Annotated in this window: 22 protein-coding genes and 1 pseudogene; 12 read left to right on the plus strand and 11 right to left on the minus strand. The window is 73.8% G+C overall.

Annotated features, from left to right (window positions below; all coding sequences use genetic code 11):
* Nucleotides 1-25: 25 nt before the first annotated feature.
* On the plus strand, nucleotides 26-421 hold the full coding sequence (locus A6P39_RS36135) for a MarR family winged helix-turn-helix transcriptional regulator (RefSeq protein ID WP_067052059.1): 396 nt from the start codon (nucleotides 26-28) through the stop codon (nucleotides 419-421).
* A gap of 7 nt (nucleotides 422-428) precedes the next feature.
* Here the strand turns inward: A6P39_RS36135 and A6P39_RS36140 are convergent, their stop codons facing one another.
* Both A6P39_RS36140 and A6P39_RS36145 read right to left on the minus strand, forming a co-directional pair.
* Nucleotides 429-1208: a maleylpyruvate isomerase family mycothiol-dependent enzyme gene (locus A6P39_RS36140; RefSeq protein WP_067052057.1), complete on the minus strand. Its 780-nt coding sequence runs from the start codon at nucleotides 1206-1208 to the stop codon at nucleotides 429-431.
* Nucleotides 1209-1289: 81 nt separating this feature from the next.
* Nucleotides 1290-2468 (minus strand): MFS transporter, encoded by a 1179-nt coding sequence (locus tag A6P39_RS36145; protein WP_067052055.1) that lies wholly within the window; start codon nucleotides 2466-2468, stop codon nucleotides 1290-1292.
* Nucleotides 2469-2848: 380 nt separating this feature from the next.
* Between A6P39_RS36145 and A6P39_RS36150 the strand changes: the two genes are divergently transcribed.
* Nucleotides 2849-3244: a luciferase domain-containing protein gene (locus tag A6P39_RS36150; RefSeq protein WP_159396146.1), complete on the plus strand. Its 396-nt coding sequence runs from the start codon at nucleotides 2849-2851 to the stop codon at nucleotides 3242-3244.
* Between the two features lie 114 nt (nucleotides 3245-3358).
* On the opposite strand, the gene A6P39_RS36155 is transcribed toward A6P39_RS36150, so the two are convergent.
* A complete protein-coding gene (locus A6P39_RS36155; RefSeq protein WP_067052053.1) occupies nucleotides 3359-4138 on the minus strand; it encodes a DeoR/GlpR family DNA-binding transcription regulator in 780 nt (259 codons plus the stop codon).
* Nucleotides 4139-4406: 268 nt separating this feature from the next.
* On the opposite strand from A6P39_RS36155, the gene A6P39_RS36160 reads away from it, so the two are divergent.
* Nucleotides 4407-5288: an SIS domain-containing protein gene (locus tag A6P39_RS36160; RefSeq protein WP_067052051.1), complete on the plus strand. Its 882-nt coding sequence runs from the start codon at nucleotides 4407-4409 to the stop codon at nucleotides 5286-5288.
* A gap of 345 nt (nucleotides 5289-5633) precedes the next feature.
* A complete protein-coding gene (locus A6P39_RS36165) occupies nucleotides 5634-6494 on the plus strand; it encodes a class II fructose-bisphosphate aldolase (protein ID WP_067052049.1) in 861 nt (286 codons plus the stop codon).
* A gap of 17 nt (nucleotides 6495-6511) precedes the next feature.
* Here A6P39_RS36165 and A6P39_RS36170 read toward each other — a convergent pair whose 3' ends face one another.
* Entirely contained in the window at nucleotides 6512-7645 is a 1134-nt protein-coding gene (locus tag A6P39_RS36170) for a methyltransferase (protein ID WP_067052047.1), read from the minus strand.
* A 79-nt stretch (nucleotides 7646-7724) separates the two neighbouring features.
* On the opposite strand from A6P39_RS36170, the gene A6P39_RS36175 reads away from it, so the two are divergent.
* Genes A6P39_RS36175 through A6P39_RS36185 form a run of 3 tightly spaced genes read left to right on the plus strand, consistent with a single transcriptional unit; the run spans nucleotide 7725 to nucleotide 10382 of the window.
* Nucleotides 7725-8375: an alpha-ketoglutarate-dependent dioxygenase AlkB family protein gene (locus A6P39_RS36175; RefSeq protein ID WP_067052045.1), complete on the plus strand. Its 651-nt coding sequence runs from the start codon at nucleotides 7725-7727 to the stop codon at nucleotides 8373-8375.
* Between the two features lie 46 nt (nucleotides 8376-8421).
* Entirely contained in the window at nucleotides 8422-9660 is a 1239-nt protein-coding gene (locus A6P39_RS36180; protein ID WP_067052043.1) for an ROK family protein, read from the plus strand.
* The gene (locus A6P39_RS36185; protein ID WP_067052041.1) at nucleotides 9657-10382 is read left to right on the plus strand and encodes an NUDIX domain-containing protein; all 726 of its coding nucleotides are present in this window, start codon (nucleotides 9657-9659) and stop codon (nucleotides 10380-10382) included. The genes A6P39_RS36180 and A6P39_RS36185 overlap by 4 nt, the downstream gene beginning before the upstream one ends.
* 260 nt (nucleotides 10383-10642) lie before the next feature.
* Here A6P39_RS36185 and A6P39_RS36195 read toward each other — a convergent pair whose 3' ends face one another.
* The 3 genes from A6P39_RS36195 to A6P39_RS36205 all read right to left on the minus strand — a co-directional run bounded on the left by A6P39_RS36195 (nucleotide 10643) and on the right by A6P39_RS36205 (nucleotide 12856).
* On the minus strand, nucleotides 10643-11551 hold the full coding sequence (locus tag A6P39_RS36195; RefSeq protein WP_067052147.1) for a phosphotriesterase family protein: 909 nt from the start codon (nucleotides 11549-11551) through the stop codon (nucleotides 10643-10645).
* Complete coding sequence (locus A6P39_RS36200) at nucleotides 11548-12135, minus strand: DUF4865 family protein (protein WP_067052039.1); 588 nt, start codon at nucleotides 12133-12135, stop codon at nucleotides 11548-11550. Before A6P39_RS36200 ends, A6P39_RS36195 begins: the two co-directional genes overlap by 4 nt.
* Before the next feature lie 130 nt (nucleotides 12136-12265).
* Nucleotides 12266-12856 carry a TetR/AcrR family transcriptional regulator gene (locus tag A6P39_RS36205; protein WP_067052037.1) on the minus strand — a complete coding sequence of 197 codons (591 nt, stop codon included), beginning with the start codon at nucleotides 12854-12856 and terminating at the stop codon, nucleotides 12266-12268.
* Between the two features lie 175 nt (nucleotides 12857-13031).
* On the opposite strand from A6P39_RS36205, the gene A6P39_RS36210 reads away from it, so the two are divergent.
* Genes A6P39_RS36210 through A6P39_RS36220 form a run of 3 tightly spaced genes read left to right on the plus strand, consistent with a single transcriptional unit; the run spans nucleotide 13032 to nucleotide 16632 of the window.
* Nucleotides 13032-13322 (plus strand): SHOCT domain-containing protein, encoded by a 291-nt coding sequence (locus A6P39_RS36210; RefSeq protein ID WP_067052035.1) that lies wholly within the window; start codon nucleotides 13032-13034, stop codon nucleotides 13320-13322.
* Nucleotides 13319-14068, plus strand: a complete 750-nt coding sequence (locus A6P39_RS36215; RefSeq protein ID WP_067052033.1) for an ABC transporter ATP-binding protein — start codon at nucleotides 13319-13321, stop codon at nucleotides 14066-14068. The genes A6P39_RS36210 and A6P39_RS36215 overlap by 4 nt, the downstream gene beginning before the upstream one ends.
* On the plus strand, nucleotides 14065-16632 hold the full coding sequence (locus A6P39_RS36220) for an ABC transporter permease (RefSeq protein ID WP_067052031.1): 2568 nt from the start codon (nucleotides 14065-14067) through the stop codon (nucleotides 16630-16632). Before A6P39_RS36215 ends, A6P39_RS36220 begins: the two co-directional genes overlap by 4 nt.
* Before the next feature lie 399 nt (nucleotides 16633-17031).
* On the opposite strand, the pseudogene A6P39_RS36225 reads toward A6P39_RS36220, so the two are convergent.
* Both A6P39_RS36225 and A6P39_RS36230 read right to left on the minus strand, forming a co-directional pair.
* Nucleotides 17032-17523 (minus strand): annotated as a pseudogene (locus A6P39_RS36225) (ATP-binding protein); the annotation flags it as partial.
* A 325-nt stretch (nucleotides 17524-17848) separates the two neighbouring features.
* A complete protein-coding gene (locus A6P39_RS36230; RefSeq protein ID WP_067052027.1) occupies nucleotides 17849-18172 on the minus strand; it encodes a hypothetical protein in 324 nt (107 codons plus the stop codon).
* A gap of 307 nt (nucleotides 18173-18479) precedes the next feature.
* On the opposite strand from A6P39_RS36230, the gene A6P39_RS36235 reads away from it, so the two are divergent.
* Complete coding sequence (locus A6P39_RS36235; RefSeq protein WP_067052025.1) at nucleotides 18480-19604, plus strand: PLP-dependent cysteine synthase family protein; 1125 nt, start codon at nucleotides 18480-18482, stop codon at nucleotides 19602-19604.
* A gap of 13 nt (nucleotides 19605-19617) precedes the next feature.
* Here the strand turns inward: A6P39_RS36235 and A6P39_RS36240 are convergent, their stop codons facing one another.
* Together A6P39_RS36240 and A6P39_RS36245 are read right to left on the minus strand one after the other, a co-directional pair.
* On the minus strand, nucleotides 19618-20079 hold the full coding sequence (locus A6P39_RS36240; RefSeq protein WP_067052023.1) for an SRPBCC family protein: 462 nt from the start codon (nucleotides 20077-20079) through the stop codon (nucleotides 19618-19620).
* Between the two features lie 68 nt (nucleotides 20080-20147).
* Nucleotides 20148-20978, minus strand: coding sequence for a DeoR/GlpR family DNA-binding transcription regulator (locus tag A6P39_RS36245; RefSeq protein ID WP_067052022.1), 831 nt, complete (start codon nucleotides 20976-20978; stop codon nucleotides 20148-20150).
* A 293-nt stretch (nucleotides 20979-21271) separates the two neighbouring features.
* On the opposite strand from A6P39_RS36245, the gene A6P39_RS36250 reads away from it, so the two are divergent.
* Nucleotides 21272-23686: a hypothetical protein gene (locus A6P39_RS36250; protein ID WP_443053014.1), complete on the plus strand. Its 2415-nt coding sequence runs from the start codon at nucleotides 21272-21274 to the stop codon at nucleotides 23684-23686.
* Nucleotides 23687-23806 lie beyond the last annotated feature (120 nt).

Raw genomic sequence — 23806 nt, forward strand, 5'->3', positions numbered from 1 at the left:
CACCGTTCTCTGCTACGGTGCGCTCATGGCGGCGAACAAGGCCGAGCAGGCGCTCGTGGAGCAGTGGCGGGACATCCTGGCCCTGCATGCCCGCACCCAGTGCGAGCTGGACCGGGAGCTGCACGGACACGGCCTGTGCGCCAGCGACTTCGAGGTCCTCGACCTGCTGGCCGACGGGGTGGGGAGCGACTGCGCCTACCGTGTGCAGGAGATCTCCGAGCGGGTTCATCTCAGCCAGAGCGCGCTGTCCCGGCTGATCGGCCGCCTGGAGAAGGACGGCCTCGTCGAGCGCGCCATGTGTGCCGAGGACCGGCGCGGGGTGCGGGTGGCGCTGACGGCCAAGGGGCGCGCGCTGCACGGTGAGGTGCGGCCCGTGCAGCGCGCGGTGCTGGCCCGGATGCTGGCCCAAGCAGCCGACTGACGAAGTGTCAGATCCGGCCCTTCTCCCGCCACAGCTCGGCCAGGGAGCGGTCGCCGGTCACGCTCGGCACCGGCCCGCGGTTCCACAGCGCGAGGTACAACTGGTCGGCGGGACCGGACAGTTCGGCCTCGGCCTCGCCGACCGCGTCCCGTACGGTCACCGGCGGCTCGGCGGACAGTCGTACGGTCCACACCGCGTCCGTCCCCTGAGTCCCCCGCGTCCCGTCCGCGCCCGCGGTCAGCGCCCGCACCCGCACGATGCGCGGCTCCTCGGTGCGCAGCCGGCTCCGGGAGCGGGCGTGGAAGCCACGCAGCAGTTCGTCGATGCCGTCCAGGGCGAAGTCGGACGTGAAGTCCGGGGCGAGGGGGGACGCCGTACCGCCGCGGGCCGCCTCGGCGTCGTAGCGGTGGATCGTCGTCTCGTGCGCCTGCCGGCGGGTCCAGAACGCCAGCGGTGAGGGGCTGGGCGCCGGAAGGAACGTCCAGCACTCCACGTCGGCGGGTGCGGCGGACAGGGTGTCGACCAGCAGGCGGTGACTGTCCCGGTACCAGGCCACCAGCTCGGCACCGTCCAGGTCCGGCAGGTCGCCGAAGGGACGCGGCGCCAGGTCCGCGTCGGCGACGAAGCCGGCGGCCCAGCGGTGCACGGCGCCGGTGTGCCGCAGCAGGTCGCGCACCTGCCACTCGGGGCAGGTGGGCACCTTGGCACCGGTTCCCGCGGCTTCGGCGGCGGCCGCGAGCAGTCGGCCCTCCCGGTCCAGGGTCTGAAGGAAGTCGGCAGTCTCCATGGAAGCGAGTGTGCCGGATGGAGCGCGCTCGAAGATCCCTTCCACCGTGCGAAGTCCGCCCCCGCCGTGCGGCCGGGCCGTTCAGTGGCCCATGGTCCGTCGTGTCGTCACCCCGATGAGCGCGGCGACGGCGGCCAGCGCGGCCACGCTGGTGAGGGCGGTCGGCAGGGAGAACCAGTCGGCCATGAAACCGATCGACGGAGGTCCGAGGAGCATGCCGCCGTAGCCCAGCGTCGAGGCGACGGCGACACCGGACGGGCCGGTCAGCGCGCCCGCCCGCTCGACGGCGACCGGGAAGAGGTTGGCGAGCCCGAGTCCGGTGACGGCGAACCCGGCCAGGGCCGCCCACACAGAGGGCGCGAGGGATCCGAGCAGCATGCCCGCCGCCGCGACCGTGCCGCCGGCGACCACGGTGCGCGCTCGGCCGAGGCGCTCCAGAAGCGTTGTCCCGGTCGCCCGGCCGACGGTCATCGCCAGCGCGAAACACGAGTACCCGGCCGCCGCCACGCCCGACGACGCCGCCAGGTCCTGCTGGAGATGGAGGGCGCCCCAGTCGGCCATGGCGCCCTCGCCGTAGGCGGTGCACAGCGCGATCAGTCCGAATACGACGACCAGTGCGCCCCGGCCGCTTGGCCGCGTGCCGTCGTGGTCCGGCTGCGCGTGCGGCGATGCGCTCCGCTCCGGCGGCGCGGGCGGCTCGTGCCGCAGGAGAGTGCGCCCGGCGACGGCGGTGACGAGGAGTCCGATGAGCGTGAGACCGAGGAGGTGCCGGGTGGGGGAGAGCACACCGGCGACCAGTCCGCCGAGGCCCGCACCGATCATGCCGCCCAGGCTGAACGCCGCGTGGAAGGTGGGCATGACGGGCCGCCGCAACGCGGCCACCAGGTCCACGGCGGCACTGTTGAAGGCCACGTTGATGCCGCCGTAGGCGGCGCCGAAGAGCAGGAGCACGGCACCGAGGGCGGGCGCGGAGTGGGTGAGCGGGGGCAGTGCGACGCTGAGCGAGAGCAGTACGGCGCAGAGCACGGTGACCGGATGGCTGCCGTAACGGCGGCACAGACGTCCGGTGAGGGTCATCGTGATCACGGCACCGGCGGAGACCCCGAGCAGCGCCAGGCCCAGGTCGCTGGCCGAGGCGTGGGTCTGCTCCTTGATGGCGGGGATCCGGACGACCCACCCGGCGAAGATGAATCCGTCCAGGGCGAAGAAGGCGGTGATGGCGATCCGGAGACGGGTGAGGTCGTGGTGGCTGCCCGGCACGACACTGTGCGACAGGGGTTTGTTTATTAGCGGCACAAAGTCAGGTTAGGGGGAGCCGAGGGGAGGGGCAAGGGCATTCCGGGGCGCTCGACGTACCGGCTCGCGCCCGCCACGTCACCCGCTTCGGCACCCGCTCCCGTTGCGGTCGGGCCCGCCGCGGCCCGGTGTGACCGGCGCGCGTCGGTTCCGTCGTGAACGATGTGCCCTTGACCTGCGCCGACTTGTGGTGTCTCACGCCGGCTGTGACGTCAACGCGGAGCGGCGCATGCCCCGTTCGGGGTCGCGCGGACCTCGCCGCGCCCGGTCCCCGCTCGGATACAGGTCGGTTAATGCTTGCTCACGAGCTGGTTGCGGAGGGGTGAGCGGTCCATGATGGGCCCATGACGTTGGCCTCGCGCGCGCTCGCGCAACTGGCGACCTGGCCCGACCTGAGTCAGGCGGTCCCGAGCTGCGGCCTGGGACAGGCGGTGAGTTCGGCCCAGGGCGAGATCGCCCACTTCCACTCGGACCGCGATGTCGATCTACGGCTGACCGACCGGGCCGTCCGGCGCTTCGCCAAGGACCTCAAGGACTCGGGTGCGATCAGGATCGTGCCCGGCTCGCAGTGGGTGACCTTGCGCCTCGACGCGGCGAGCGACGTCGACCTGCTGCTGACGCTGGTGAGCGTGGCGCTCCAGGCCCAGCAGGTCTGGCCCGACCCGGCCGAGCGGCCGCCGACCGGCTGCAACGACCAGCGTGGCGCGGGGTTCGTGAAGGCCGACCTCGGGCGGATCTGAACCTGTTCGCCCGGCGCGGGTGCCGCTCGGGCCGACGGCAACCGGACCGGCTGGAGTGGGGTACGGACACCGTGGGTGCCTGCTGCCCGTCAGACCGCCGGTATCCGTAGCCCGTCACACCGTCAGGACCCGGACCCCCGCCTCCTCGAAGCGGCGTACCGTTTCCCGGGCCGCCGCCGTGTCCGTCACGAGGGTGTCCACCAGCTCCGTGCCGCAGATCCGGGCGAAGGCGCGCTGGCCGAGCTTGCTGGAGTCGGCGGCGACCACCACCCGCTCGGCGCGCTCGCACAGCAGCCGGTTGATCGCGGCCTCCGCCTCGTCGTGCGCCGCCGCGCCGTGTGTGACGTCGAAGGCGACGACGCCGAGTACGGCCACGTCGAGCGTGATCTGTCCGAGCACGCCGTCCGCGAGCGGGCCGATGAGTTCGTACGACTGGGGTCGTGCCACCCCGCCCGTCACCACGATCTTGAACTGAGGCCGTACGGCCAGCTCGTTGGCGATGTTGAGCGCGTTCGTGACGACCGTCAGCGCCGGTGAGCCGGTGGACAGGTCGCCGCGCACTGCCAGCGCGCGGGCCACCTCCGTAGTGGTCGTCCCGCCGGTCAGTCCCACCGCCTCGCCGGGCGCGAGGAGTTCGGCCACGGCCTTGGCGATGCGCTGCTTCTCGGAGGCGCGGCGGGCCGTCTTGTAGCGCAGCGGGAGTTCGTACGACACCCCGTGCACCACTGCTCCGCCCCGGGTGCGCACCAGCATCTGCTGTTCGGCGAGCTGGTCGAAGTCCCGGCGGATCGTCGCCGCCGACACCTCCAGCTCGGCCGCCGCCTCCTCGACCTCCAGCCGGCCGCGCTCCACGAGCAGCTCCAGCAGCGCCTGCCAGCGGGCGTCCCGGGACATCCGCACCTCCGTTCCGTTCTCCGCCCGGCCCTTGGCCGATCGGTGACCGTGTTGCGTCGACCTGTGACCGTACCCCGCCGATACGCGACCGCGTCCCGGCATTCCACGACCGCTCTCTGGTCGTTCGCCGACGTCCGTTCCCTGCCCGCTCGTCGGCCGCCGTCCGCTCCTCCGGCGACCCTAGCGCACCCACACTGCGCGCAAATGCTTGATTGTGCTCGAAAGTTCGCTATATCTTGCAGGAACAATCAGCCAAGGAGGTGTGGGTGTGACCCATGTCGAGGACGAGCTGAACAGCCAGCCCGAGTGCTGGACGCGGGCCGCCGAGCGGGCGGAGCGGCACAAGGCCGCGCTGCCTGAGCCGGGGGAACGGGTCGCGATCGTGGGGTGCGGGACCTCGTACTTCATGGCGCAGGCGGTGGCCGGCCTGCGGGAGGGCGCCGGACAGGGCGAGACCGACGCGTTCGCGGCCTCCGAGTTCCCGTACGAGCGGTCGTACGACCGGGTTCTCGCCCTCACCCGCTCCGGTACGACCACCGAAGTGCTGGAACTGCTGGGGCGGTTGAGGGGGCGGACCCGGACGACCGCGGTCACCGCCGACCCCGCAACGCCCGTCATGTCCGCGGCCGACGACCTTGTCGTCCTGGACTTCGCCGACGAACGTTCCGTCGTCCAGACCCGGTTCGCGACCACCGCCCTCACCCTTCTGCGCGCCCATCTCGGCCTGCACACCGACTCCGTCGTCGCCGACGCACACACGGCCCTGTCCACTTCTCTTCCCGAACGGCTGGTCGCCTGCACCCAGTTCACGTTCCTGGGACGCGGCTGGACCGTGGGCCTCGCGAACGAGGCCGGGCTGAAGATGCGCGAGGCCTCCCTGTCCTGGACCGAGGCCTATCCGGCGATGGAGTACCGGCACGGCCCGATCAGTGTCACGACCGAGGGCACGGCCACGTGGATGCTCGGCGAGGCGCCCGACGGGCTCGCCCAACAGGTCGGCGACACCGGTGGGTTGTGGATCGAGGGCGGGCTCGACCCGCTCGCCGAACTCGTCCGCGTCCAGCGGCTGGCGATCGCCGTCGCCGCCGCCCGCGGCCTCGACCCCGACCGCCCGCGCCACCTCACCCGCTCGGTGATCCTCACCCCCTGAAGCCCCTGGCCGAGCCCAGGCCGAGCCCCGGCCGGGCCATGGTCGAGTCTTGGCCGAGCCCGTGACCGATTCCTGGCCGAGCCCGGGCAGCCTCTGGCCGAGGCTCGGCGGATCCCTTGACCGACGCCCGGCCGAGGCTCGGCCGGGTCCCTGAACGATCCCCGGCCGAGGCTCGGCTGATCCCCAGACCGATGTCTCGCCGATCCCGGCCAGGCTCCCGACCTCCCGCCACCTCAACCGCTCGGTGTTTCTCACCCCTGAAGCTCCTGGCCGACCCCAGGCCGACCCCCGCCCCCCGGCCGCTCCCCGGCCGCCCCCGGTCCGCGTCCCGGAAGGACACCCGAAGTGCCCCTCGCGTCCACCGGCGAGCTGGTCACCGCCGCCTCCGCGGCCCGCCGCGCCGTCGCCGCCTTCAACGTCATCACGCTGGAACACATCGAGGCCGTCATCGCAGGCGCCGAGTCGGCCGGTACGTCCGTCGTCCTCCAAGTCAGCGAGAACGCCGTCAAGTTCCGCTACGGACGGCTGCTGCCGCTGGCCCGCGCCGCGGTCGCCGCCGCCGAACGGGCCACCGTACCCGTCGCGTTGCACCTGGATCACGTGCAGAGCGACGACCTGCTGCGGCAGGCGCCCGGCGCCGGGTTCGGCTCGGTGATGTACGACGCCGCCCGTCTGCCCTACGCCGACAACCTCTCCGCCACCCGGGCTGCCGCTGACTGGGCGCATGCCCAAGGTCTGTGGATCGAGGCCGAGTTGGGGCAGGTCGGCGGCAAGGACGGCAGGCCCCCGCTGGACGCCCACGCGCCCGGCGCGCGTACCGACCCCGACCAGGCCCGCGACTTCGTGGCCGGTACTGGTGTCGACGCCCTCGCCGTCGCCATCGGCAGCGTGCACGCCATGACCACCCGTACGGCCCGCCTCGACCACGGCCTGCTCAAGCGGCTGTCCGCCGCGGTCGCCGTCCCGCTCGTCCTGCACGGCTCCTCCGGTGTACCGGACGAGGGGCTGGTCGAGGCGGTCGTGGGCGGCATCGTCAAGGTCAACGTCGGCACGGCCCTCAACGTGGCCATGACCGGGGCGATCCGGGGGTTCCTCGCCGCGCACCCCGAGGCCGTCGACTCGCGCAAGTACCTGAGTGTGGGCCGGGAGGCGATGGCCCAGGAGGTCCGCCGGATCATCGGGGTCCTGACCCGGATCTCGGGCTGAGCGTGCGGGTGCTCGCGTCAGTCCTTCCTGACCGCCCGCAACACCACGAACTTCGGGTCGGACGCGACCAGTTCGCTGTTGCCGAACAAACGCCTCAGCTTCACGTGGTACCCCAGGTGCCGGTTGCCGATCACCCACAGCTCGCCGCCCGGCCGCAGCGCGCGCTTCGCGCCGGTGAACATCCGCCACGCCGTCGCGTCCGTCGTCGCCTGGTGGGAGTGGAACGGCGGGTTGTTCAGGACGAGGTCCACGCTGCCGGGTGCCACCCCGGCTAGCCCGTCCCCGACCCGGAACTCGGCGTGCCCGGGCACCCCGTTGGCCTTGTACGTCGCCTCCGCGGAGGCCACCGCCTGGAACGACTCGTCCACGAACAGCACCTCGGCCGCCGGGTCGGCCAGCGCCACCGCCGTACCGACGACACCGTTGCCGCAGCCGAGGTCGACCACGCGTCCCGCGCCCGGGCCGGGCAGGTGCTGCAGGAAGAAGCGGGTGCCGATGTCGAGCCGGTCCGCGCAGAAGACGCCCGCGTGGTTGACGACCGTACGCCCGGAGGCCGCCCCGATGCCGTCCGGGAGGGTGTAGGTGCAGGGCCACGGGTTCGTGGGGCGCTCCAGCGCCGGGTCCGGGGTGCAGAAGACCAGCCGGGCCTTCTGGCGTGCCAGCGAGGTGCGGGTCGGGCCGAGGATCCGCTCGAACAACTGGAGCGTGGAGGTGTGGATCTCCTTCACCATTCCGGTGCCGACGACCACTGTGCCCGCGTGCACGGCGGGCGCCAGCCGCAGCAGCTGGTCCTCCAGCAGCGCCAGGCTCTTCGGCACCCGCACCAGCAGCACGTCCACCCGCCCGGGCGCCGGATCCTGGGTGGTGAGCAGCTGGACGGCACCGGGCTCGACCCCGGCCCGGGCCAGGTTCAGCCGGGTCGCCTCCTGGCTCAGGAAGGAGTCGGTGATCTGCGTCGGACGATGCTCCGCGAGCGCCGTGGCCAGCGCGCCCCAGCGGTCCCCGAGCACCACCACCGAGCCGGTGAGCGGCACCCCCTCCTCGGCCAGGTGGCGCAGCAGGTATGCGTCGGAGGCGTCCCAGGCACGCAGCCGGTCGCGGGGATCCTCGGGGAAGCGGGTCAGCTCGACCTCGCCCCACGGTGTCGTCATACGGTCGCTCATCGTGTGTCCAGGCTAGCCGAGCCGCAGATCAGGGGTGGTGCGGCGGGCCTGCGCGATGATGGAGCGCGTGGACGCGGAGCTGTTTCCCAGGGAGCGCGCGCAAGTCGCGCCGGGCGCCGTGCACGCCCCGGACTGGCTGGACGACGAAGCGCAGCGCGAGCTGCTCGCCGCCTGCCGCGCGTGGGCGCGGCCCCCGGCCGGGCTGCGCACGGTCCGCACCCCGGGCGGCGGCACGATGACCGTCCGGCAGGTCTGCCTGGGCTGGCACTGGTACCCGTACGCCTACGCCCGCACGGCCGTCGACGGCGACGGCAGCCCGGTCAAGCCGTTCCCGGACTGGCTCGGCGAGCTGGGCCGCCGCGCGGTGGCCGACGCGCTCGGCCCGGAGGCGGTCCCGGCGGCGCCGTACGACATCGCGCTGATCAACTTCTACGACGGCGACGCCCGCATGGGCATGCACCGCGACGGAGACGAGCGCGCGGACGCTCCGGTGGTCTCGCTGAGCCTCGGCGACACCTGTGTGTTCCGCTTCGGCAACACCGAGACGCGCGCCCGGCCGTACACCGACGTGGAGCTGCGTAGCGGCGATCTGTTCGTCTTCGGCGGGCCGTCCCGGCTCGCGTACCACGGGGTGCCGCGGGTACATCCTGGTACGGCACCGCCCCGGCTCGGCCTGGCCGGCCGGCTGAACCTCACCCTGCGGGTGAGCGGCCTGTAGCGGGCGGCCCGGACCGACGATTGCGGATCATGGGAGACTCGCCCTCATGAGCGGCAAGGCGGACCCCCGGACGGCGGGGGAGAGAACGACCCCGAGGGCGCGGCTGGACCGGGGGCGCGGTGCGCTCGGGCCCGCGCTGGAGCTCGTGCACACCGGGCGGGCGCCGACCCGGGCCGTGCTCACCGCCGAACTCGGCGTCACCCGGGCGACGGCGGGCGCGGTGGCCGCCGAGCTGGAGGCGCTCGGGCTGATCCGGGTGGACGCCAGGCCCGCCGCGGCGGCCGGTTCCCAGGGGCGCCCCTCGCACCGGCTGGAAGTCGCCGAGGACGGGCCGGTCGCCCTCGCGGCCCAGGTCCACGCGGACGGGTTCCGGGCCGCGCTGGTCGGCCTCGGCGGGCGGATCGTGGCGACCGCGCCCGGCTGCGAGACCGTCGACGCCGACCCGGCGAAGGTCCTCGGCTCGGTGGTGGAAGCCGGCGCCGAGCTGCTGCGCACGACCGGCCGCCGCTGCGTCGGCGCGGGGCTCGCCGTACCGTCCGCCGTCGCCGAACCCGACGGACTGGCGCTCAACCCCCTCCACCTGGCCTGGCCGGTCGGCGCCCCCGTGCGGCAGATCTTCGCGCAGTGCGTGCGCGCCGCCGGCCTCACCGGCCCCGCCTTCGCCGGCAACGACGTCAACCTCGCCGCCCTCGCCGAGCACCGGCACGGCGCCGGCCGGGGCGCCCGGGACCTGCTGTGCGTGGCCACCGGTCACCGGGGCGTCGGCGGCGCCCTGGTCCTCGACGGCCGTCTGCACACCGGCAGTTCGGGCCTCGCCCTGGAGGTCGGCCACCTCACCGTCAACCCGGAGGGCCGCCCCTGCCACTGCGGCAGCCGGGGCTGCCTGGACGTCGAGGCGGACCCGCTGGCGCTGCTCGTCGAGGCGGGCCGCGAGCCGGGCCCCGAGGTGTCCCTGCTCCAGCAGGCCAACGACCTGCTGCGCACGCAGTACGACGACCCGGCCGTCCGCGGGGCCGCCGAGGCGCTGATCGACCGCCTGGGCCTCGGTCTCGCCGGGCTGGTCAACATCCTCAACCCGGACCGCATCATCCTCGGCGGCCTGCACCGCACCCTGCTGGACGCCGATCCCGGCCGGCTGCGCGCGGTCGTCGCCGACCGCAGCCTGTGGGGCCAGAGCGGCGGCGTGCCGATCCTGGCGTGCACACTGGACCACAACAGCCTCGTCGGCGCGGCCGAACTGGCCTGGCAGCCGGTCCTGGACGACCCGCTGGAGGCACTGCGGTGACCGACTCGGCCGTGGAGATCCTGCCCGCCGGACGCATCCGCCTGGTCGAGACGGCACTGCCGGCGCTGTCCGGTCCGCACCGCTCGGCGATGGACCGGGCGTGGGCGGAGGCGGTGGGGGCGAACCCCGCCCTCTTCGACGGCCCGGTGGCCGTCCTCACCCGGCTGGACCGGGACGGGGCGGGCGGCCTGGTGCTGTCCTGGGCGCGGGCCCGCTACCGGTACCGCGCGCTGCGGCACGTGCCCGGCGCGCCCGCGCTGGCGTCCTTGTTCGTGTCCGTGCTGCAGCCCGCCGACGACGGCCGTCTGATGGTGGGCCGGATGGCCCCCTCGACCGCGGCCCCCGGCCGCTGGCAGCTGCCCGGCGGAACCATCGAACCCCCGGACGCCGACGGCGAGTTGGACCTCGCCGCGCTGCGTGCCCACGCGGCCCGCGAACTGGCCGAGGAGACCGGCTCCGACACGCCGGCCGACGCCCTGACCCCATGGCTGACCACCCGCGGCGGACGCGGCAGCGTCGGCGTGACGTTCACCGCCCCGCCGCGCCCCGCACGGGAGTTGTACGACCGGTACGCGGAGCTGGTGCGCACGGAGACCGCCCGCGGCGCCGACCCCGAGTTCGACCGGATCGAGCTGATCGGCGCACCCTCGGATCTGGACGCGCTCGACGGACCGCACGTCGACTATCTGCGCCCGGTCGTACGCCGCAGCACCGGCGGCTGAGCACAGCCGACCCGTACGTGCACACCGCCGTGTGCGCCGTCAGGCTCCACAGCGCCGCCACCGGCGGCCGGCGCAGATCCGTGCGGCGCACACACAGCCCGATCGTGAACCGCTCCGGCGCCGGAAATGCAGGGACGGCCGGATCGGCCGGATCGGCCGGGACGACGGCCGGCCGGTCGCGGACCGTGCTGCGCTCCGGCACGAGCCGGGGGACGACGCCCGTGCCGCAGCCGAGCGCGACCGGAGTGGGGCAGGAACGACTACCTCCAGTCGGCGGCGAACGCCCGCCCCGGATGCCCGGTCAAGATCCGCTCCACCAACTCCTCGCCCAGCTCCGCCACCAGCCGTGGCCTGGCCCTGCGCAGCAGATACGGCATACCGGGCCCACCGTCGACCGAGCGGGCAGCGGCAAGCACGGTGTCGCAGCCGAGCAGCAGCCGGTCGCCGAAGCCCGCCTGCGCCAGCTCCCGCAGCGCATTCGGCATCCGCCAGTCGGTGGCGTGATGCGCGCGCGACGGCCCGTCGAAGGCCAGCCAGCAGCCCGATCCGGCCGCCTCCCGGTGCGTGACCGGGTCGGGCGAGCGGTTCAGGTGGCCGAGGATCACCCGGTCACCGGGCACGCCCAACTCACCGCACAGCAGGTCGAGTACGTCCAGCGCGCCGGTGCCCATCTCCAGGTGCACGGCGATGGGCGCACTGGTGGCGTGGCTCGCCTCGGCCGCCGCCGTCATCGTCCAGCGGGCGTGCGCGTCGAGCGTGTGGAAGCCGCCCGCCACCTTGATCAGCCCGGCCCGCACCCCCGTCCTGCCGATGCCGTCGGTCAGCTCGGACACGAACAGCTCGGCCAGCCGACCGCGCACCGCGTCGAGCAACTCCGGTGCGTAGTGCGCGGCTTGGTGCAGTCCGGTGGCACACACCACTGTGACGCCGGTGGTCCGGGACAGCTCCGCCAGGTCCGCCGCCCGGCGTCCCATCCCGTACGGCGTCCACTGCACCACGGCGGCCCCGCCGGCCGCCCGGAACGCCTCCAGCTCGGCCCGGGCCGCCACGGCGTCGTCCAGTTCCTGGCCCGGGAACTGCGGGCTGCTCAGAAAGAGATGGTCGTGCGCGTCGCACACGCCCAGCTCACCGGGCGGGATGTCGCCGAGGACCGTGCGGACGCGGCTCACCACTGCCGGCCCCGCGCGAGGCGGTCCCGGCCGGGCGCGGACAGGTGCAGCACCTGGAAGACGTCCCCCTCGGCCTTGGGCGCGTCGTGCTCCCAGAGCGAGAAATGCACCAGCTCCCACGCGCGCGTGTCCACGGCCGCCGCCGCCAGCACCGCACCGTCCTCGGCGGCCAGCCGCTCCGTCTCGCCCGCCGCGTCCGCCATGAAGGCCGCCAACTCCACGCCCTCCGGCACCGGTCGGCGCCTGCGCACGGCGAGCGCGGGCGCGGAGCCGGTGGCGGTGCCCTCCTCGAACGCCAGGCCCGTCCACTGCCGTATCGCCGGCCGCCCGAAGTCGCGCACGGTCCGCTGGAAGGCGTCCTCCGCCCACAGGAAGCTGTTCATGCCCTCCACGGTGTTCCAGAGGTAGAACGGCCCGTACTGGTTCACCGGCGAGCCGTGCACCCCGCGCTCGCGCAGCAGGTACGTCTTGATGCCGAGGCCGTCCCAGTCGTCCAGCAGATGCCCGACGCGGGCGACGCGGGAGCGGATGATCCCCAGGTCGTAGTTCGCGGGCAGGGTGAACTCGTACTGCATGGCGTGCATGTCGCGCGTCCTTTCTCAGGCGGTCCGGCCGGCGGGGCGGTCGGTCACGTGTGCGTGCCACTCGGTCGACGTGCTGTCCTCGGCGCCTCCACGACCGCGAGGCGGCTCAGGCCGGGTGATGTGCACGAAGTCACCGCTCCTGCTGGGCAGTCGGGGGTGCGAGCAGGGAGAGCAGGCCGCGTACGCCCGCGTCGAACGCGGCGGGCGAGCCCGAGGCGCGGGCGAGGACATAGCCGCCCTGGACGGTCGCGAGGACGGCCGCGCCGATCTCCTCGCCGTCCAGCGAGGGCGCGAACTGCCCCTGTCGCTTGCCCTCTTCGACGATCTGCGCGATCCGCTGCCGGATCCAGGCGATCGTCTCGTCCACCGGCGCGCGCAGTTCGTCGCTGGCGATCACGTCCGGGTCCATCGTCAGCCGGCCGATCGGGCAGCCGCGCAGCACGTCGCGCTCGCGCAGCAGATACGCCTCGATGCGCTCGTACGGCGTGCCCGGCCCGGCGAGGACGCGCTCCGCGGTGCCGCGCAGTTCCTCGGCGGTCCGCTCGATCGCCGCCAGGGCGAGGTCCGGCTTGCCCTTGAAGTGGTGGTACATGCTGCCCTGGCCCGCGCCCGCGCGCTCCAGGATCGCCTTGGGGCTGGTGCCCACGTAACCCCGCTCCCACAGCAACTCGCGTGTGGACTCGATCAGTCGTTCCGAGGTGCTCATGCACTCACTGTACATACTAGTAGTTACAGTTCGCCAGTCCCGGCGGAGCAGTTCACCGTCCCCGCCGTACTCCCCGGGGGGTATGCGCGGTGCCGCCGGCCGCACGACGACCCGGGCCCCTTGCCGGAGGGAACCTCGTGGCATCCCCGAAGACCGAGGACTACGCAGACGACAAGGGAGATGACCCCCGATGCAGACCCTGGCCAGCTGGCACGGCGGACCCGGCCCGTGGATCCTGTTCTTCCCGCTGATCTGGGCGGCCGTCGTGATCGGCGCCGTCACCTTCCTGCGGCGCACCGCGTGGCGTGGTCGCGGCGGCCCCTGGCGTCCCGTCGGCGCGGGCCGCCCGGCCGGTGACTCGCCGCTCGCGGTCCTCGGCCGCCGCTTCGCCTCCGGCGAGATCGACGAGGACGAGTACTGGCGCCGCCTGTCCGTCCTGGAGGAGCAGTTCGGCCGCACGGGCAAGGGCGGTGCGGCATGACCACGACGACCACCCTGCGAGCCGCCGCCCGTGTGACCGGCGCGGTGAAGGTCTACGGCGGCGGCGACACCGCCGTACGCGCGCTCGACGGCGTCGACGTCGACTTTCCCGCCGGACGCTTCACGGCGATCATGGGGCCCTCGGGCTCCGGAAAGTCCACCCTCATGCACTGCGCGGCCGGCCTCGACACGCTCACCTCCGGCAGCGCGCACATCGGCGACACCGACCTGGGCGCGCTGGACGACCGCCGGCTCACCCTGCTGCGCCGCGACCGGATCGGCTTCGTCTTCCAGGCGTTCAACCTGGTGCCGACGCTGACCGTCGCCGAGAACATCACCCTCCCGCTGGACCTGGCCGGCCGGCGCGGCGACCCGGAGTGGATCGACGCGCTCGTGGACGTCGTCGGACTGCGCGACCGACTGCACCACCGGCCCGCGGAACTCTCCGGCGGCCAGCAACAACGCGTCGCCGTGGCACGGGCGTTCGCCGGCCGGCCGGACGTCGTCTTCGCCGACGAGCCGACCGGCAACCTCGACTCGCGCTCCGGCGCGGAGGTCCTCGGTCTGCTCGGCCGGGCCGTACGGCAGATGGACCGTACGGTCGTCATGGTCACCCACGACCCGGTGGCCGCCGCACACGCCGACGAGGTGCTCTTCCTCGCCGACGGCCGCCTGGTCGACCGGATGCAGGCGCCGACCGCCGACCGGGTCCTGGACCGTATGAAGGCCTTCGAGGTGCGGACATGAACGCATCGGCACCGCTCCGGCTCAGCCTCGCCTCGCTGCGCGCGCACCGGCGCCGTTTCGCCGGCACCTTCCTCGCCGTGTTCCTCGGCGTGGCGTTCCTGGCCGGCACCCTCGTCATGGGCGACACACTGCGGGCCAGTTTCGGCACCATGTTCGGCGAGGCCACCGCCGGCACGGACGCCGTCGTACGCGGCGCCGACGCCATCACCGCACCCGGCCAGGCCCAGGGGGTACGACGGCCGGTCGGCCTCTCGCTGCTGCGGAGAGTCGAGCGGGTGCCGGGCGTGGCCGCCGCCGCCCCGGACATCGAGGGCCGCGGCCAGCTCGTGGGGGCCGACGGCAAGCCGGTCGGCGGTCAGGGGCCGCCCACCCTCGCCGGGAACTGGATCAGCGACCCGAAGCTCAACCCGTACCGGCTCGCCGAGGGCCGCGCCCCCGCCCGGAGGGGCGAGGTGGTGGTGAACCGGGGCGCCGCGAAGAAGGCCGGCCTGAAGATCGGTGACACCACCACCCTGCGCACCCCCGACCCGGTGCGCGTGACCGTCGTGGGCCTCGCCACCTTCGGCGGCCAGGACGGCATGGCCCAGGTGACGTTCACCGGCATGACCCAGGCCGACGCCGAGCGGTACCTCGCCGCGCGGCCCGGTGAGGCGTCGGCCATCGACGTGCGGGCCGCACCCGGAGTGAGCCAGACCGCCCTGGTGAGGCGGCTGACTCCGGTACTTCCCAAGGGGGTCGAGGCCATCACCGGTCAGCGGTCCGCGCAGGAGAACACCGACATGATCTCCGGTCAGTTCCTGACCCTCTTCACCACCTTCCTGCTCGTCTTCTCCGGTGTCGCTCTGCTGGTCGCCACCTTCTCCATCCACAACACGTTCGCGATCGTGGTCGCCCAGCGCACCCGTGAGAACGCTCTGCTGCGTGCCCTGGGCGCCGCCCGACGGCAGGTGACCGCCGTCGCCCTCGCCGAGGCCCTGGCCGTCGCGCTCACCGCCTCGCTCACCGGACTCGCGGGCGGCATCGGCATCGCCGCCGGACTCCAGGCGCTGTTCCCGGCGATCGGATTCCCCTTCCCGGGCGGCGAGTTGGTGATCAAGTCGCTGTCGATGGTGCTGCCGTTCACGGTCGGGGTCGTGGTCTGCCTGGCCTCCGCACTGGTGCCGGCCCTGCGCGCAGGACGCACCGCGCCGCTCGCCGCCCTGCGCGATTCGGCCGTGGACACCTCGGGTGCCTCCCGCTCACGCGCGGTCACCGGCGCCGCCCTCGGCGCGCTCGCGCTCACCGCGACCCTCGGCGGCGTGCTCGTCACCCCGTCCGTGTGGCTGGCGGGCCTCGGCGCGCTGCTGGCCCTGGCCGCCTTCGTGGTGCTCGGCCCGGTCGCCGCGACCACCGTCGTACGGCTGCTCGGCGGCCCGCTCGACCGGCTGCGCGGGGTCACCGGCGGCCTCGCCCGGCGCAACGCCCTGCGCAGCCCGAAGCGGACGGCGGCCACCGCGAGCGCGCTGATGATCGGCGTGGCCGTCGTGTCGCTCTTCACCGTCTTCGGCGCCTCGCTGAAGGCCACCATGGACCGGACGGTGTCCGGGTCCTTCGCGGGCGACGTCGCCGTCAGCACCCCGTCCTTCGGCGCGGGCGGCAGCGGACTCAGCCCCCGGCTCGCCCCGGCCCTGCAACGGCTGCCCCAGGTGGACACCGCCGTCGGACTCGGCCGAGGGGTCGCCGAAGTCGACGGCAGGGGAAGGGCGTTGACCGTCACCGATCCGGTCGCGCTCGCCCACACCTTCGACCTCGGCACGGTCACCGGTTCCCTGCGCGGCCTCGGCACCGACGGCATCGCACTCGCCCGGGCGGAGGCCGGCCGGCAGCACCTGCGCACGGGGGACACCGCCCGCCTGACCTTCACCGACGGCCGGCGCGAGAACTTCACCGTCCGGGCCGTCTACGGCCGGTCGGAACTCGCGGGCGACTACGTCATCACCCGGGCCGCCTGGGCCCCGCACCGCACCCAGGACTCCGACACCCTGATCGCCGTCACCTTCAGGCACGGGGTGGGCGCCGACGCGGGCAAGGCGGCCGTACGGCAGGTCGCCGCGGGGTACGGCAACCCCCAGGTGCAGACCCGCGACGAGTACGCGCGGTCATCGGCCGGCGGCATCGACATGATGCTCACCCTCGTCTACGCGCTGCTTGCCCTCGCGGTGGTCATCGCCCTGCTCGGCATCGCCAACACACTGACCCTCGCGCTGCACGAACGCACCCGGGAACTGGGCCTGCTGCGGGCCGTCGGCCAGACCCGTGCCCAGCTGCGCGCGATGGTCCGCTGGGAGTCGGTCCTTCTCGCCGCGTTCGGGACGACGGGCGGACTGGGCCTCGGCGCCTTCCTCGGCTGGGTGCTGGTGAAGGCCTCCGACGGCGCGAGCGACACCGCGTTCGTCTTCGCCCTGCCGCCCGCGCGGCTCGCGGTGGTGATGCTCGTCGGCGTCGTCGCCGGCGCCCTCGCGGGCCTGCGCCCGGCCCGGCGGGCGGCCCGCCTGGACGTCCTGTGGGCCATCGCCACGGAGTGAGGACCGGCGGCCGGCGCCTTCGTCGTACCCGGGGAGGTCACCGCCCGGTCAGCCGGAAACGGCCGACCGGGCGGGAGCCTGCACCCCGGCCACGACGGAGGAGTGCGTTACGGCGGGGGCGGGAGCGGAGACGGAGGCGCGGACGGGGGCGGGGGCGCGGACAGGGGTGGGGCCGGGGACCGGGTCTGCACTCGCGACCGGAGCGCCGGCACCGACGGGCGCCCCTGCGGGCACGGGAGCCTCCGATGTCTCGGGAGCCCCGGTGGCAACGGAGGCTCCCGACATCACGGCAACTGCCCCTGACGTCACAGGAACCCCCGCAGCGACTGAAGCTCCCAGCGTCACAGGTGTGCCAGGCGCCAGGGCCGTCCCAGCGGCCACGGTGACGGACACAGTGGCCGCCGCGGAGGCGGGTTCCCGCGTCGGTCGTGGCTGTGCCTTACGCGGTGGCGTGGCGTGCGGAGCGGTCCGGGCCGGCGTCGGCGCGGGCAGCGTGAACCACACGACCTTGCCCTTCTCGCCGTCCGGCCGCGCGCCCCAGCTCTCGCTCACCGCGGCCACCATCGCCAGTCCCCGCCCACAGGTGGCCAGCGGGCCGGCGTCCGGCGTGTCCGCGGCGGCGGGCGGCACCGGCAGCCGCGGATCGCTGTCGCGCACCGAGACCGTGAGCCGGTCCGACAGCAGCTCCAGCTCGACCGTGCACGACTTGTCGGGTCTCGCGTGCCGGTGGACGTTGCTCAGCAGCTCCGTCACACCGAGCGCGGCCCGGTCGATCAACGGGTCCATGTGCCAGTAACGCAACTGCGCAGATACGATTCTGCGGACCTGGCCGATCCGCGACGGCAGGGCCTGGAGCTCCACCGTGCAGTGCCTGCTCGGATGACTGATCACGGCTGCGACTCCCCGGTGTAGAGGTCCCGAAGGACCGGAAGAACACGGAGAACAACGGATCCAGCAGGGTGCTTGCGTCCAAACGTCCGCCTGCTGTCATGGCCGGCGGGCTGGTTCGCAGCGTTATCGCCGGTAAACCCAGAGTGACGTGAGAACAGCGTGACAGGGCGGATGCGCTCCCGCAACTCGCCGCGACGGACCGCCGCTCGGCGGATGCGACCGATGCGGCCGGTGTGTTCCTCGGCCGGGCCGGCCCGTGCGTCCGTCAGCCGGCTGCTGCGTCTGTCATCGGCTCCTGCCGGCTGTCAGCCGGGTCCTGCGTCCCTCAGCCGCCGCGTCCGGCGGCCCGGCGCACGGCCTCGATGAACCGCCGTGCCGTGGGCGGCCCCGGCTCGCCCGGAGCGGGGTCGTGCTCGCCCAGTGTCAGCAGGTACCGCTTGCCGTTGAGGTCGGCCAGCGCCCGGTCGTCCGCCGCGAACCACGGCTTGGACGCCCGCACGGCCTGTACCGGCGCGCTGTCGATCTCGCTGCCGTAGCTGTTGAGCAACTCCAGCCGGCCGTCGTTGATCCGGACCTGCCCGGCCCGGGTGAGCGAACGCAGTCGCTTGCCGATCCGCACGCCCATGGCCGTGAACTCCGGCTCCGCCATCCCTCGCCGCCCCCTTGTGCCTGTGCTTGCGCGGTCCAGTGTGCGCCCCCGTTCGGGACGATCGTCCCGACGCGTGCAGTCTGCCCCGATGCGGCGGAGAGCACCAGTGCACGCGGGGCGCGCGCGACGGTCTGCCGGAGCACTCCCGCCAATGCGCCCCCAGGCGCCTCGCACACCTGTGGCCCCAGGGCGGCTTTGACTGGCTCAAAGATGCGTTTATGCAGGTGGGAAGCGGTGCGAAAGATGCTTATGCTCAAGTTGGCGGCCGCGTCAGGCGCCGTCGGCGCCCAGCGTAAGGAGTACCGCCGTGAGCACCAGCCACCAGACCAGGACCGGCGCCACCCTCGACGTCGACCGCAGCGACGCCGCCTACCGCGACTGGCTGAAAGAGGCCGTGCGCAAGGTCCAGGCCGACGCCAACCGATCGGCGGACACGCACCTCCTGCGCTTCCCGCTCCCCGAGCGGTGGGGCATCGACCTCTACCTCAAGGACGAGTCGACGCACCCCACCGGCAGCCTCAAGCACCGCCTCGCCCGCTCCCTGTTCCTCTATGGTCTGTGCAATGGCTGGATCCGTCCCGGCCGCCCGGTCATCGAGGCGTCCAGCGGCTCCACCGCCGTCTCCGAGGCCTACTTCGCCAAGCTGATCGGGGTGCCCTTCATCGCGGTCATGCCGCGCACGACCAGCGCCGAGAAGTGCCGCCTGATCGAGTTCCACGGCGGCCGATGTCACTTCGTGGACGACTCCCGGAAGATGTACGAGGAGTCGGCCCGCCTCGCGGTGGAGACCGGCGGCCACTACATGGACCAGTTCACCTACGCCGAGCGGGCCACCGACTGGCGCGGCAACAACAACATCGCCGAATCCATCTTCCGCCAGCTGGAGTTGGAGCGGTTCCCGGAGCCGGCGTGGATCGTCGCGACGGCGGGCACCGGCGGCACCTCGGCGACGCTCGCCCGCTACGTCCACTACATGCAGTACGACACCCGTATCTGCGTCGCCGACCCGGAGAACTCCTGCTTCTTCGACGGCTGGACCACCGGCGATCCGGACGTCACCTGCGACTGCGGCTCCCGGATCGAGGGCATCGGCCGGCCGCGCATGGAGCCGAGCTTCGTGCCCGGCGCGATCGACCGGATGATGAAGGTCCCGGACGCGGCCAGCGTCGCCGCCGTACGTGCCCTGGAGCGGGCCATCGGCCGCAAGGCGGGCGGCTCCACGGGCACCGGGCTGTGGAGCGCGCTGAAGATCGTCTCCGAGATGGTGGCCGAGGGCCGCACCGGCAGCGTCGTCACCCTGCTGTGCGACCCGGGCGACCGCTACCTCGACAAGTACTACTCCGACGCCTGGCTCGCGGAGCAGGGCCTGGACGTCACGCCGTACGCGGCGGCGATCGAGACCCTGCTGACGACGGGCGTGTGGCCGGACTGAGTCCGCGGGCCGTTCAGCGCAGGCGCCGGTCCAGCGCCGTGACCGCGTTCCGGAACGCCTGGCCGGTGCCCGGCCGGACGAGCCGGCACGCGAGGCGGAAGGGGACCGTGCCGTCGAGGGCGAAGGTCATCCGCACCCGGGTTCCCGTACCGGCCGGGACCAGCCGCCACTCCTCGGCCCAGGCGCGGGCGCCCGGCGTGTTCGTCATGTCGACCCGGTAGGCGTACACCTCGGGTGCCTTCGCCACCAGCACCGTCTCCTGGAAGCGGATCCCGCCCCGCAGCCGTACCTCCCGCCCGCCCTCGACCGGCCGGGCGGCGGCCACCGCCGAGAACCACTCCGGCCAGCCCGGCACGTCCTCGGCGAGGGCATGGAAGACCGCCTCGGGGGCGGCGGCCATGTCCCTGGTGAACACGAACCGCACGGGCGCGTTCTCGACGAACTCCGGCCCGACCGGGCGCAGACGCTGAGCCATGACGACGAACCCCTCGTGAAGTCCCGTCCGGAAGCGGGGCGTTGGCCGTCAGCGTAGTTGACGCACCGTCAGATGTCCTCGTCCGCTTCGGGTTCCCCGGCCACGATCAGCCGTGCCAGGTGCTCCGAGATCTCCGCGCGCGCCTCGGCCGGCAGACCCGCGTCGGTGACGAGCGTGTCCACCTGCTCCAGCTCGGCGAACGAACTGAGGCCCACCGTGCCCCACTTGGTGTGGTCGGCGACCACGACGACCCGGCGCGCGGAGTGCACCAGCCGCCGGTTGGTCTCGGCCTCCGCGAGGTTCGGCGTGGACAGTCCCGCCTCGAGCGATATGCCGTGCACACCGAGGAAGAGCAGATCGAAGTGGAGGGCGGCGATCGCCTGGTCGGCGACCGGACCCACCAGCGAGTCCGACGGGGTGCGCACCCCGCCGGTCAGCACCACCGTGGCCGCGCCCTGGCGCTGGCCCGAGGTGCGCTGTGCCGCGTGGAACACGTCCGCGACCCGCACCGAGTTCGTCACGACCGTCAGGTCGGGCACCTCCAGCAGGTGCTGCGCGAGCGCGTACGTCGTCGTACCGCCGGACAGGGCGATCGCCGTGCCCGGGGTGACCAGCCGGGCCGCCGCCCGCGCGATGTCCTCCTTGGCGGTCAGCTCCAGACCCGACTTCGCCTCGAAACCCGGCTCGTGCGTGCTGGCCTCGACCACCGGCACCGCGCCGCCGTGCACCTTCTCCAGCATGCCCTGGCGGGCGAGCGCGTCCAGGTCCCGGCGCACGGTCATGTCCGACACGCCGAGCTTGCGGGTCAGTTCGTTGACCCGCACGCCGCCCCGGCGCCGGACCTCGTCCAGGATCAGGGCGCGGCGCTGCTCCGCGAGGAGGTTCTGATTCTCACTCACGTACGCTCCGGTCCTTTCGCCGCCAACCGTCCGACACGCCCGGCGCACGGGTCCCGACCAGGAGATTCCGTACGGCCGAAGGTGCGCGGGCGTCCCATCCTTTCACGGGTCGGTACGGGTTGCGCCACCCGTCTGTCACGACGCGCACATGCCACTGCCGGCACAGCCGTCCCGGCCGCCGTCACCCGGATCGGGGAGATTCCGTGACGAGTGGTGCACGACGCCGGTGCAGCCGGGATCCTGAACCCCTGAGCGGCACAGGCCTTCGGGCGCGTCACGGGGGTGCGAGAACGGTGGAACGCGCACAGCACCGCCCCACAGGGCGACAGACGGACAGGCTCGGCGAGCCGGGGACCGACCGGGCGGACAGGGGCGCGGACAGCGGCGCCGCACCGGATCCCGACCGTCCTGCCGGGGGACCGCCGGAGCCGGAGCTGGAGCTGCTCGTGCACGGGGTCGGTGGCACCACGCCCGAGAAGATGCTCGGCGACCCGCGTACCGTCCGTGTCACCGGCGACGACACCGCCGCAGTCTTCCGGCGCGCGGCGGACGCCGGGCCCGGGAAGGGCCCCCGCGGCGAGCCCGTGCAGGAGGCCTACGTCTGGTGCAACCTGACCTCCGGCGACAGCAGCCGCGCCCTGTGGCTGTTACTGCTGCCGTTCATGGTGGTCAACCTCGCGCACTGGATGCGCCCAGCCGCGGCCGGCCGGCCGCGCGTCATCCGCCTGTACGGCCTCCTCGTCCGCCTGACGGCCCTCACCCTGACGATCCTGCTGGTGGCCGCCGCCTGCGAGGTGGCCCTGGACCTGGTGGCCTGGCAGTGCGCGGGTGTCCACGACTGCGCCCGCCGCCATCCCTGGCTGACCTTCTCCGCCGTCACGGCATCCGGTGTGGACGGCGGCTGGTGGAGCCTGCCCGGGCGCCGTCTCGGCCTCGCCGCACTCGTGCCGACCGCACTGACCGTCCTGCTCTGGTACCTCTCGCGCCGCACCTGGAGCGCGTACGAGTCCCACCGGCCGATGTCGCGCGAACCCGAACCGGAGACCGACGGCAGCGCGCTGGCCAGGCCCGGCTTCTGGTACGGGCGCCGCCTCGTGGCCCGGCTCCGCGCCGCCCACACCGCGGCCGCCCTGCTGACGGTGGCCGCCGCCGTCGCGACGCCGGCCGCCCGCTACGACCACCGGCCGGGCGGACCCGCCGCCCTGAACGTCCTGAGCTGGCTGCTGACCGCGGCCCTGCTGGCCTCGGCGGCAGCGGCGGTGGGCGTGGTGTGCCGGCGCGGCCGCAGCGAGAACCTCCTCGACCAGCGGCTCGACCGGCACCTCGTACGCCGCCTGCCGCTCGGCGCGCTCGGCCTGCTGCTGCTCACCGCGCTCTACGCCGGCTGGTCCCGGCCCGGCTGGCACTCCACCGGGCGGCTGCCGGGCGACCCGACGTTCGGCACCCTGATGCTGGCGCAGGGGCTCCTCGTCATCGCCCTCGCCGTCGTGGCCCGGTACCTGCACCGCCGCGACCCCGACCGGCGCGCCGGGATGCGCGGCCTGTGCGGACCCGCCGTCGCACTGCTCGCGTGCGCGCTGGGCGGCGTGATGTCCGGCGGGGTCGCGCAGCGCGTGGCCGGCTGGCTGGACGGGGCCCACACCCTGCTCACCGGGCCGCCCGTCCTGCTGACCTGGCAGGCGGCCACGATTCCACCGGTCCTCGCGGCCCTGCTGCTCCTCGCCGCCCGGCTCGGCCTCGGCACCGCCCGGATCGCCCGCGCCGAACGCGCGCGCGTCCGCCACGAGCACCCCGGCGAACCCGAGGACCCGGGCCGTACCCGCGCCATCGCCCACGTCCGGGCGATGGCCACCCTCACCGACCGGGCGCCCCTCGCCGTCGCCGTGCTCACCGTCACCACCCTGCTGCTGGGGGCGGTGGCGCTGGCCGGTGCCATGGCCACCGGCAAGACACCCGACGGAGCGGCCCGCCGCACCTACGACGTCCTCCAGGCCACCGCCGAGACCTCGCAGGCGCTCGGCTCCTGGCTGGTCGGATTCGGTTTCCTGCTGTTCGTGACCTGGGGCCGGCGCGCCTACAAGGACGCCTCCGCACGGCGCACCATCGGCATCCTGTGGGACGTCGGCACCTTCTGGCCGCGCGCCGCGCACCCTTTCGCGCCCCCGTGCTACGCCGAGCGGGCGGTGCCGGACCTGACCTGGCGGATGGCCACCTGGACAGAGCGCACCGGGGGCCGGCTGGTCCTCTCCGGCCATTCCCAGGGCAGTGTCCTCGCCGCGGCCGCCGCCTGGCAGCTGACCCCGTCGACCCGTAAACGCATCGCCCTGCTGACCTACGGCTCACCGCTCGAGCGCCTCTACGGCCGCTGGTTCCCGGCCCACTTCGGACCGCCCGCGCTCGCCTCCCTGCACCGCGACGTCGCATGCTGGCGCAACCTCTACCGGCGTACCGACCCCATCGGCGGCCCCGTCCATGTGTCCGACGACACCACTCCCGAGGTCGACCACACCCCCTTGCGGGACCCGCTCGCCTACGGCCGCACCCCGGCCCACCCCCTTCCGGCGCCCATCCTCGGCCACTCCGACTACCAGGCCGACCCCGTCTTCGCCCAGGAACGCGCCCGCCTGCTCCGCCGGCTGCGTCCGGAGCCGGCGGAGCAACACCCGGAGCCGGTCGGCCCCGGGACGCGGGCGGCGGAGGGCGGCTGAAGCAGGGCCGACGGCATCCGCTGCGGTCCGGCAGCGTCCCGAAGGAGCGTGGGCAACCGCGCGACCGGCCACGAAGGCGCCGCAGCGGACCGACGGCACATCGCGGCGCTGCCGGCGGAG

It is taken from the genome of Streptomyces sp. FXJ1.172 (genome assembly GCF_001636945.3).
In the GTDB taxonomy this organism is placed as follows: Bacteria; Actinomycetota; Actinomycetes; order Streptomycetales; family Streptomycetaceae; genus Streptomyces.

What these genes read in the sequence shown, in the direction of transcription:
- A6P39_RS36140 (WP_067052057.1), bottom strand. Translation starts at nt 1,208, where the DNA reads ATGGAGACTGCCGACTTCCTTCAGACCCTGGACCGGGAGGGCCGACTG.
- A6P39_RS36200 (WP_067052039.1), bottom strand. Translation starts at nt 12,135, where the DNA reads ATGCACGCCATGCAGTACGAGTTCACCCTGCCCGCGAACTACGACCTG.
- A6P39_RS36205 (WP_067052037.1), bottom strand. Translation starts at nt 12,856, where the DNA reads ATGTACAGTGAGTGCATGAGCACCTCGGAACGACTGATCGAGTCCACA.
- A6P39_RS36230 (WP_067052027.1), bottom strand. Translation starts at nt 18,172, where the DNA reads ATGGCGGAGCCGGAGTTCACGGCCATGGGCGTGCGGATCGGCAAGCGA.
- A6P39_RS36150 (WP_159396146.1), top strand. Translation starts at nt 2,849, where the DNA reads ATGACGTTGGCCTCGCGCGCGCTCGCGCAACTGGCGACCTGGCCCGAC.
- A6P39_RS36220 (WP_067052031.1), top strand. Translation starts at nt 14,065, where the DNA reads ATGAACGCATCGGCACCGCTCCGGCTCAGCCTCGCCTCGCTGCGCGCG.
- A6P39_RS36155 (WP_067052053.1), bottom strand. Translation starts at nt 4,138, where the DNA reads ATGTCCCGGGACGCCCGCTGGCAGGCGCTGCTGGAGCTGCTCGTGGAG.
- A6P39_RS36240 (WP_067052023.1), bottom strand. Translation starts at nt 20,079, where the DNA reads ATGGCTCAGCGTCTGCGCCCGGTCGGGCCGGAGTTCGTCGAGAACGCG.
- A6P39_RS36135 (WP_067052059.1), top strand. Translation starts at nt 26, where the DNA reads ATGGCGGCGAACAAGGCCGAGCAGGCGCTCGTGGAGCAGTGGCGGGAC.
- A6P39_RS36215 (WP_067052033.1), top strand. Translation starts at nt 13,319, where the DNA reads ATGACCACGACGACCACCCTGCGAGCCGCCGCCCGTGTGACCGGCGCG.
- A6P39_RS36210 (WP_067052035.1), top strand. Translation starts at nt 13,032, where the DNA reads ATGCAGACCCTGGCCAGCTGGCACGGCGGACCCGGCCCGTGGATCCTG.
- A6P39_RS36180 (WP_067052043.1), top strand. Translation starts at nt 8,422, where the DNA reads ATGAGCGGCAAGGCGGACCCCCGGACGGCGGGGGAGAGAACGACCCCG.
- A6P39_RS36170 (WP_067052047.1), bottom strand. Translation starts at nt 7,645, where the DNA reads ATGACGACACCGTGGGGCGAGGTCGAGCTGACCCGCTTCCCCGAGGAT.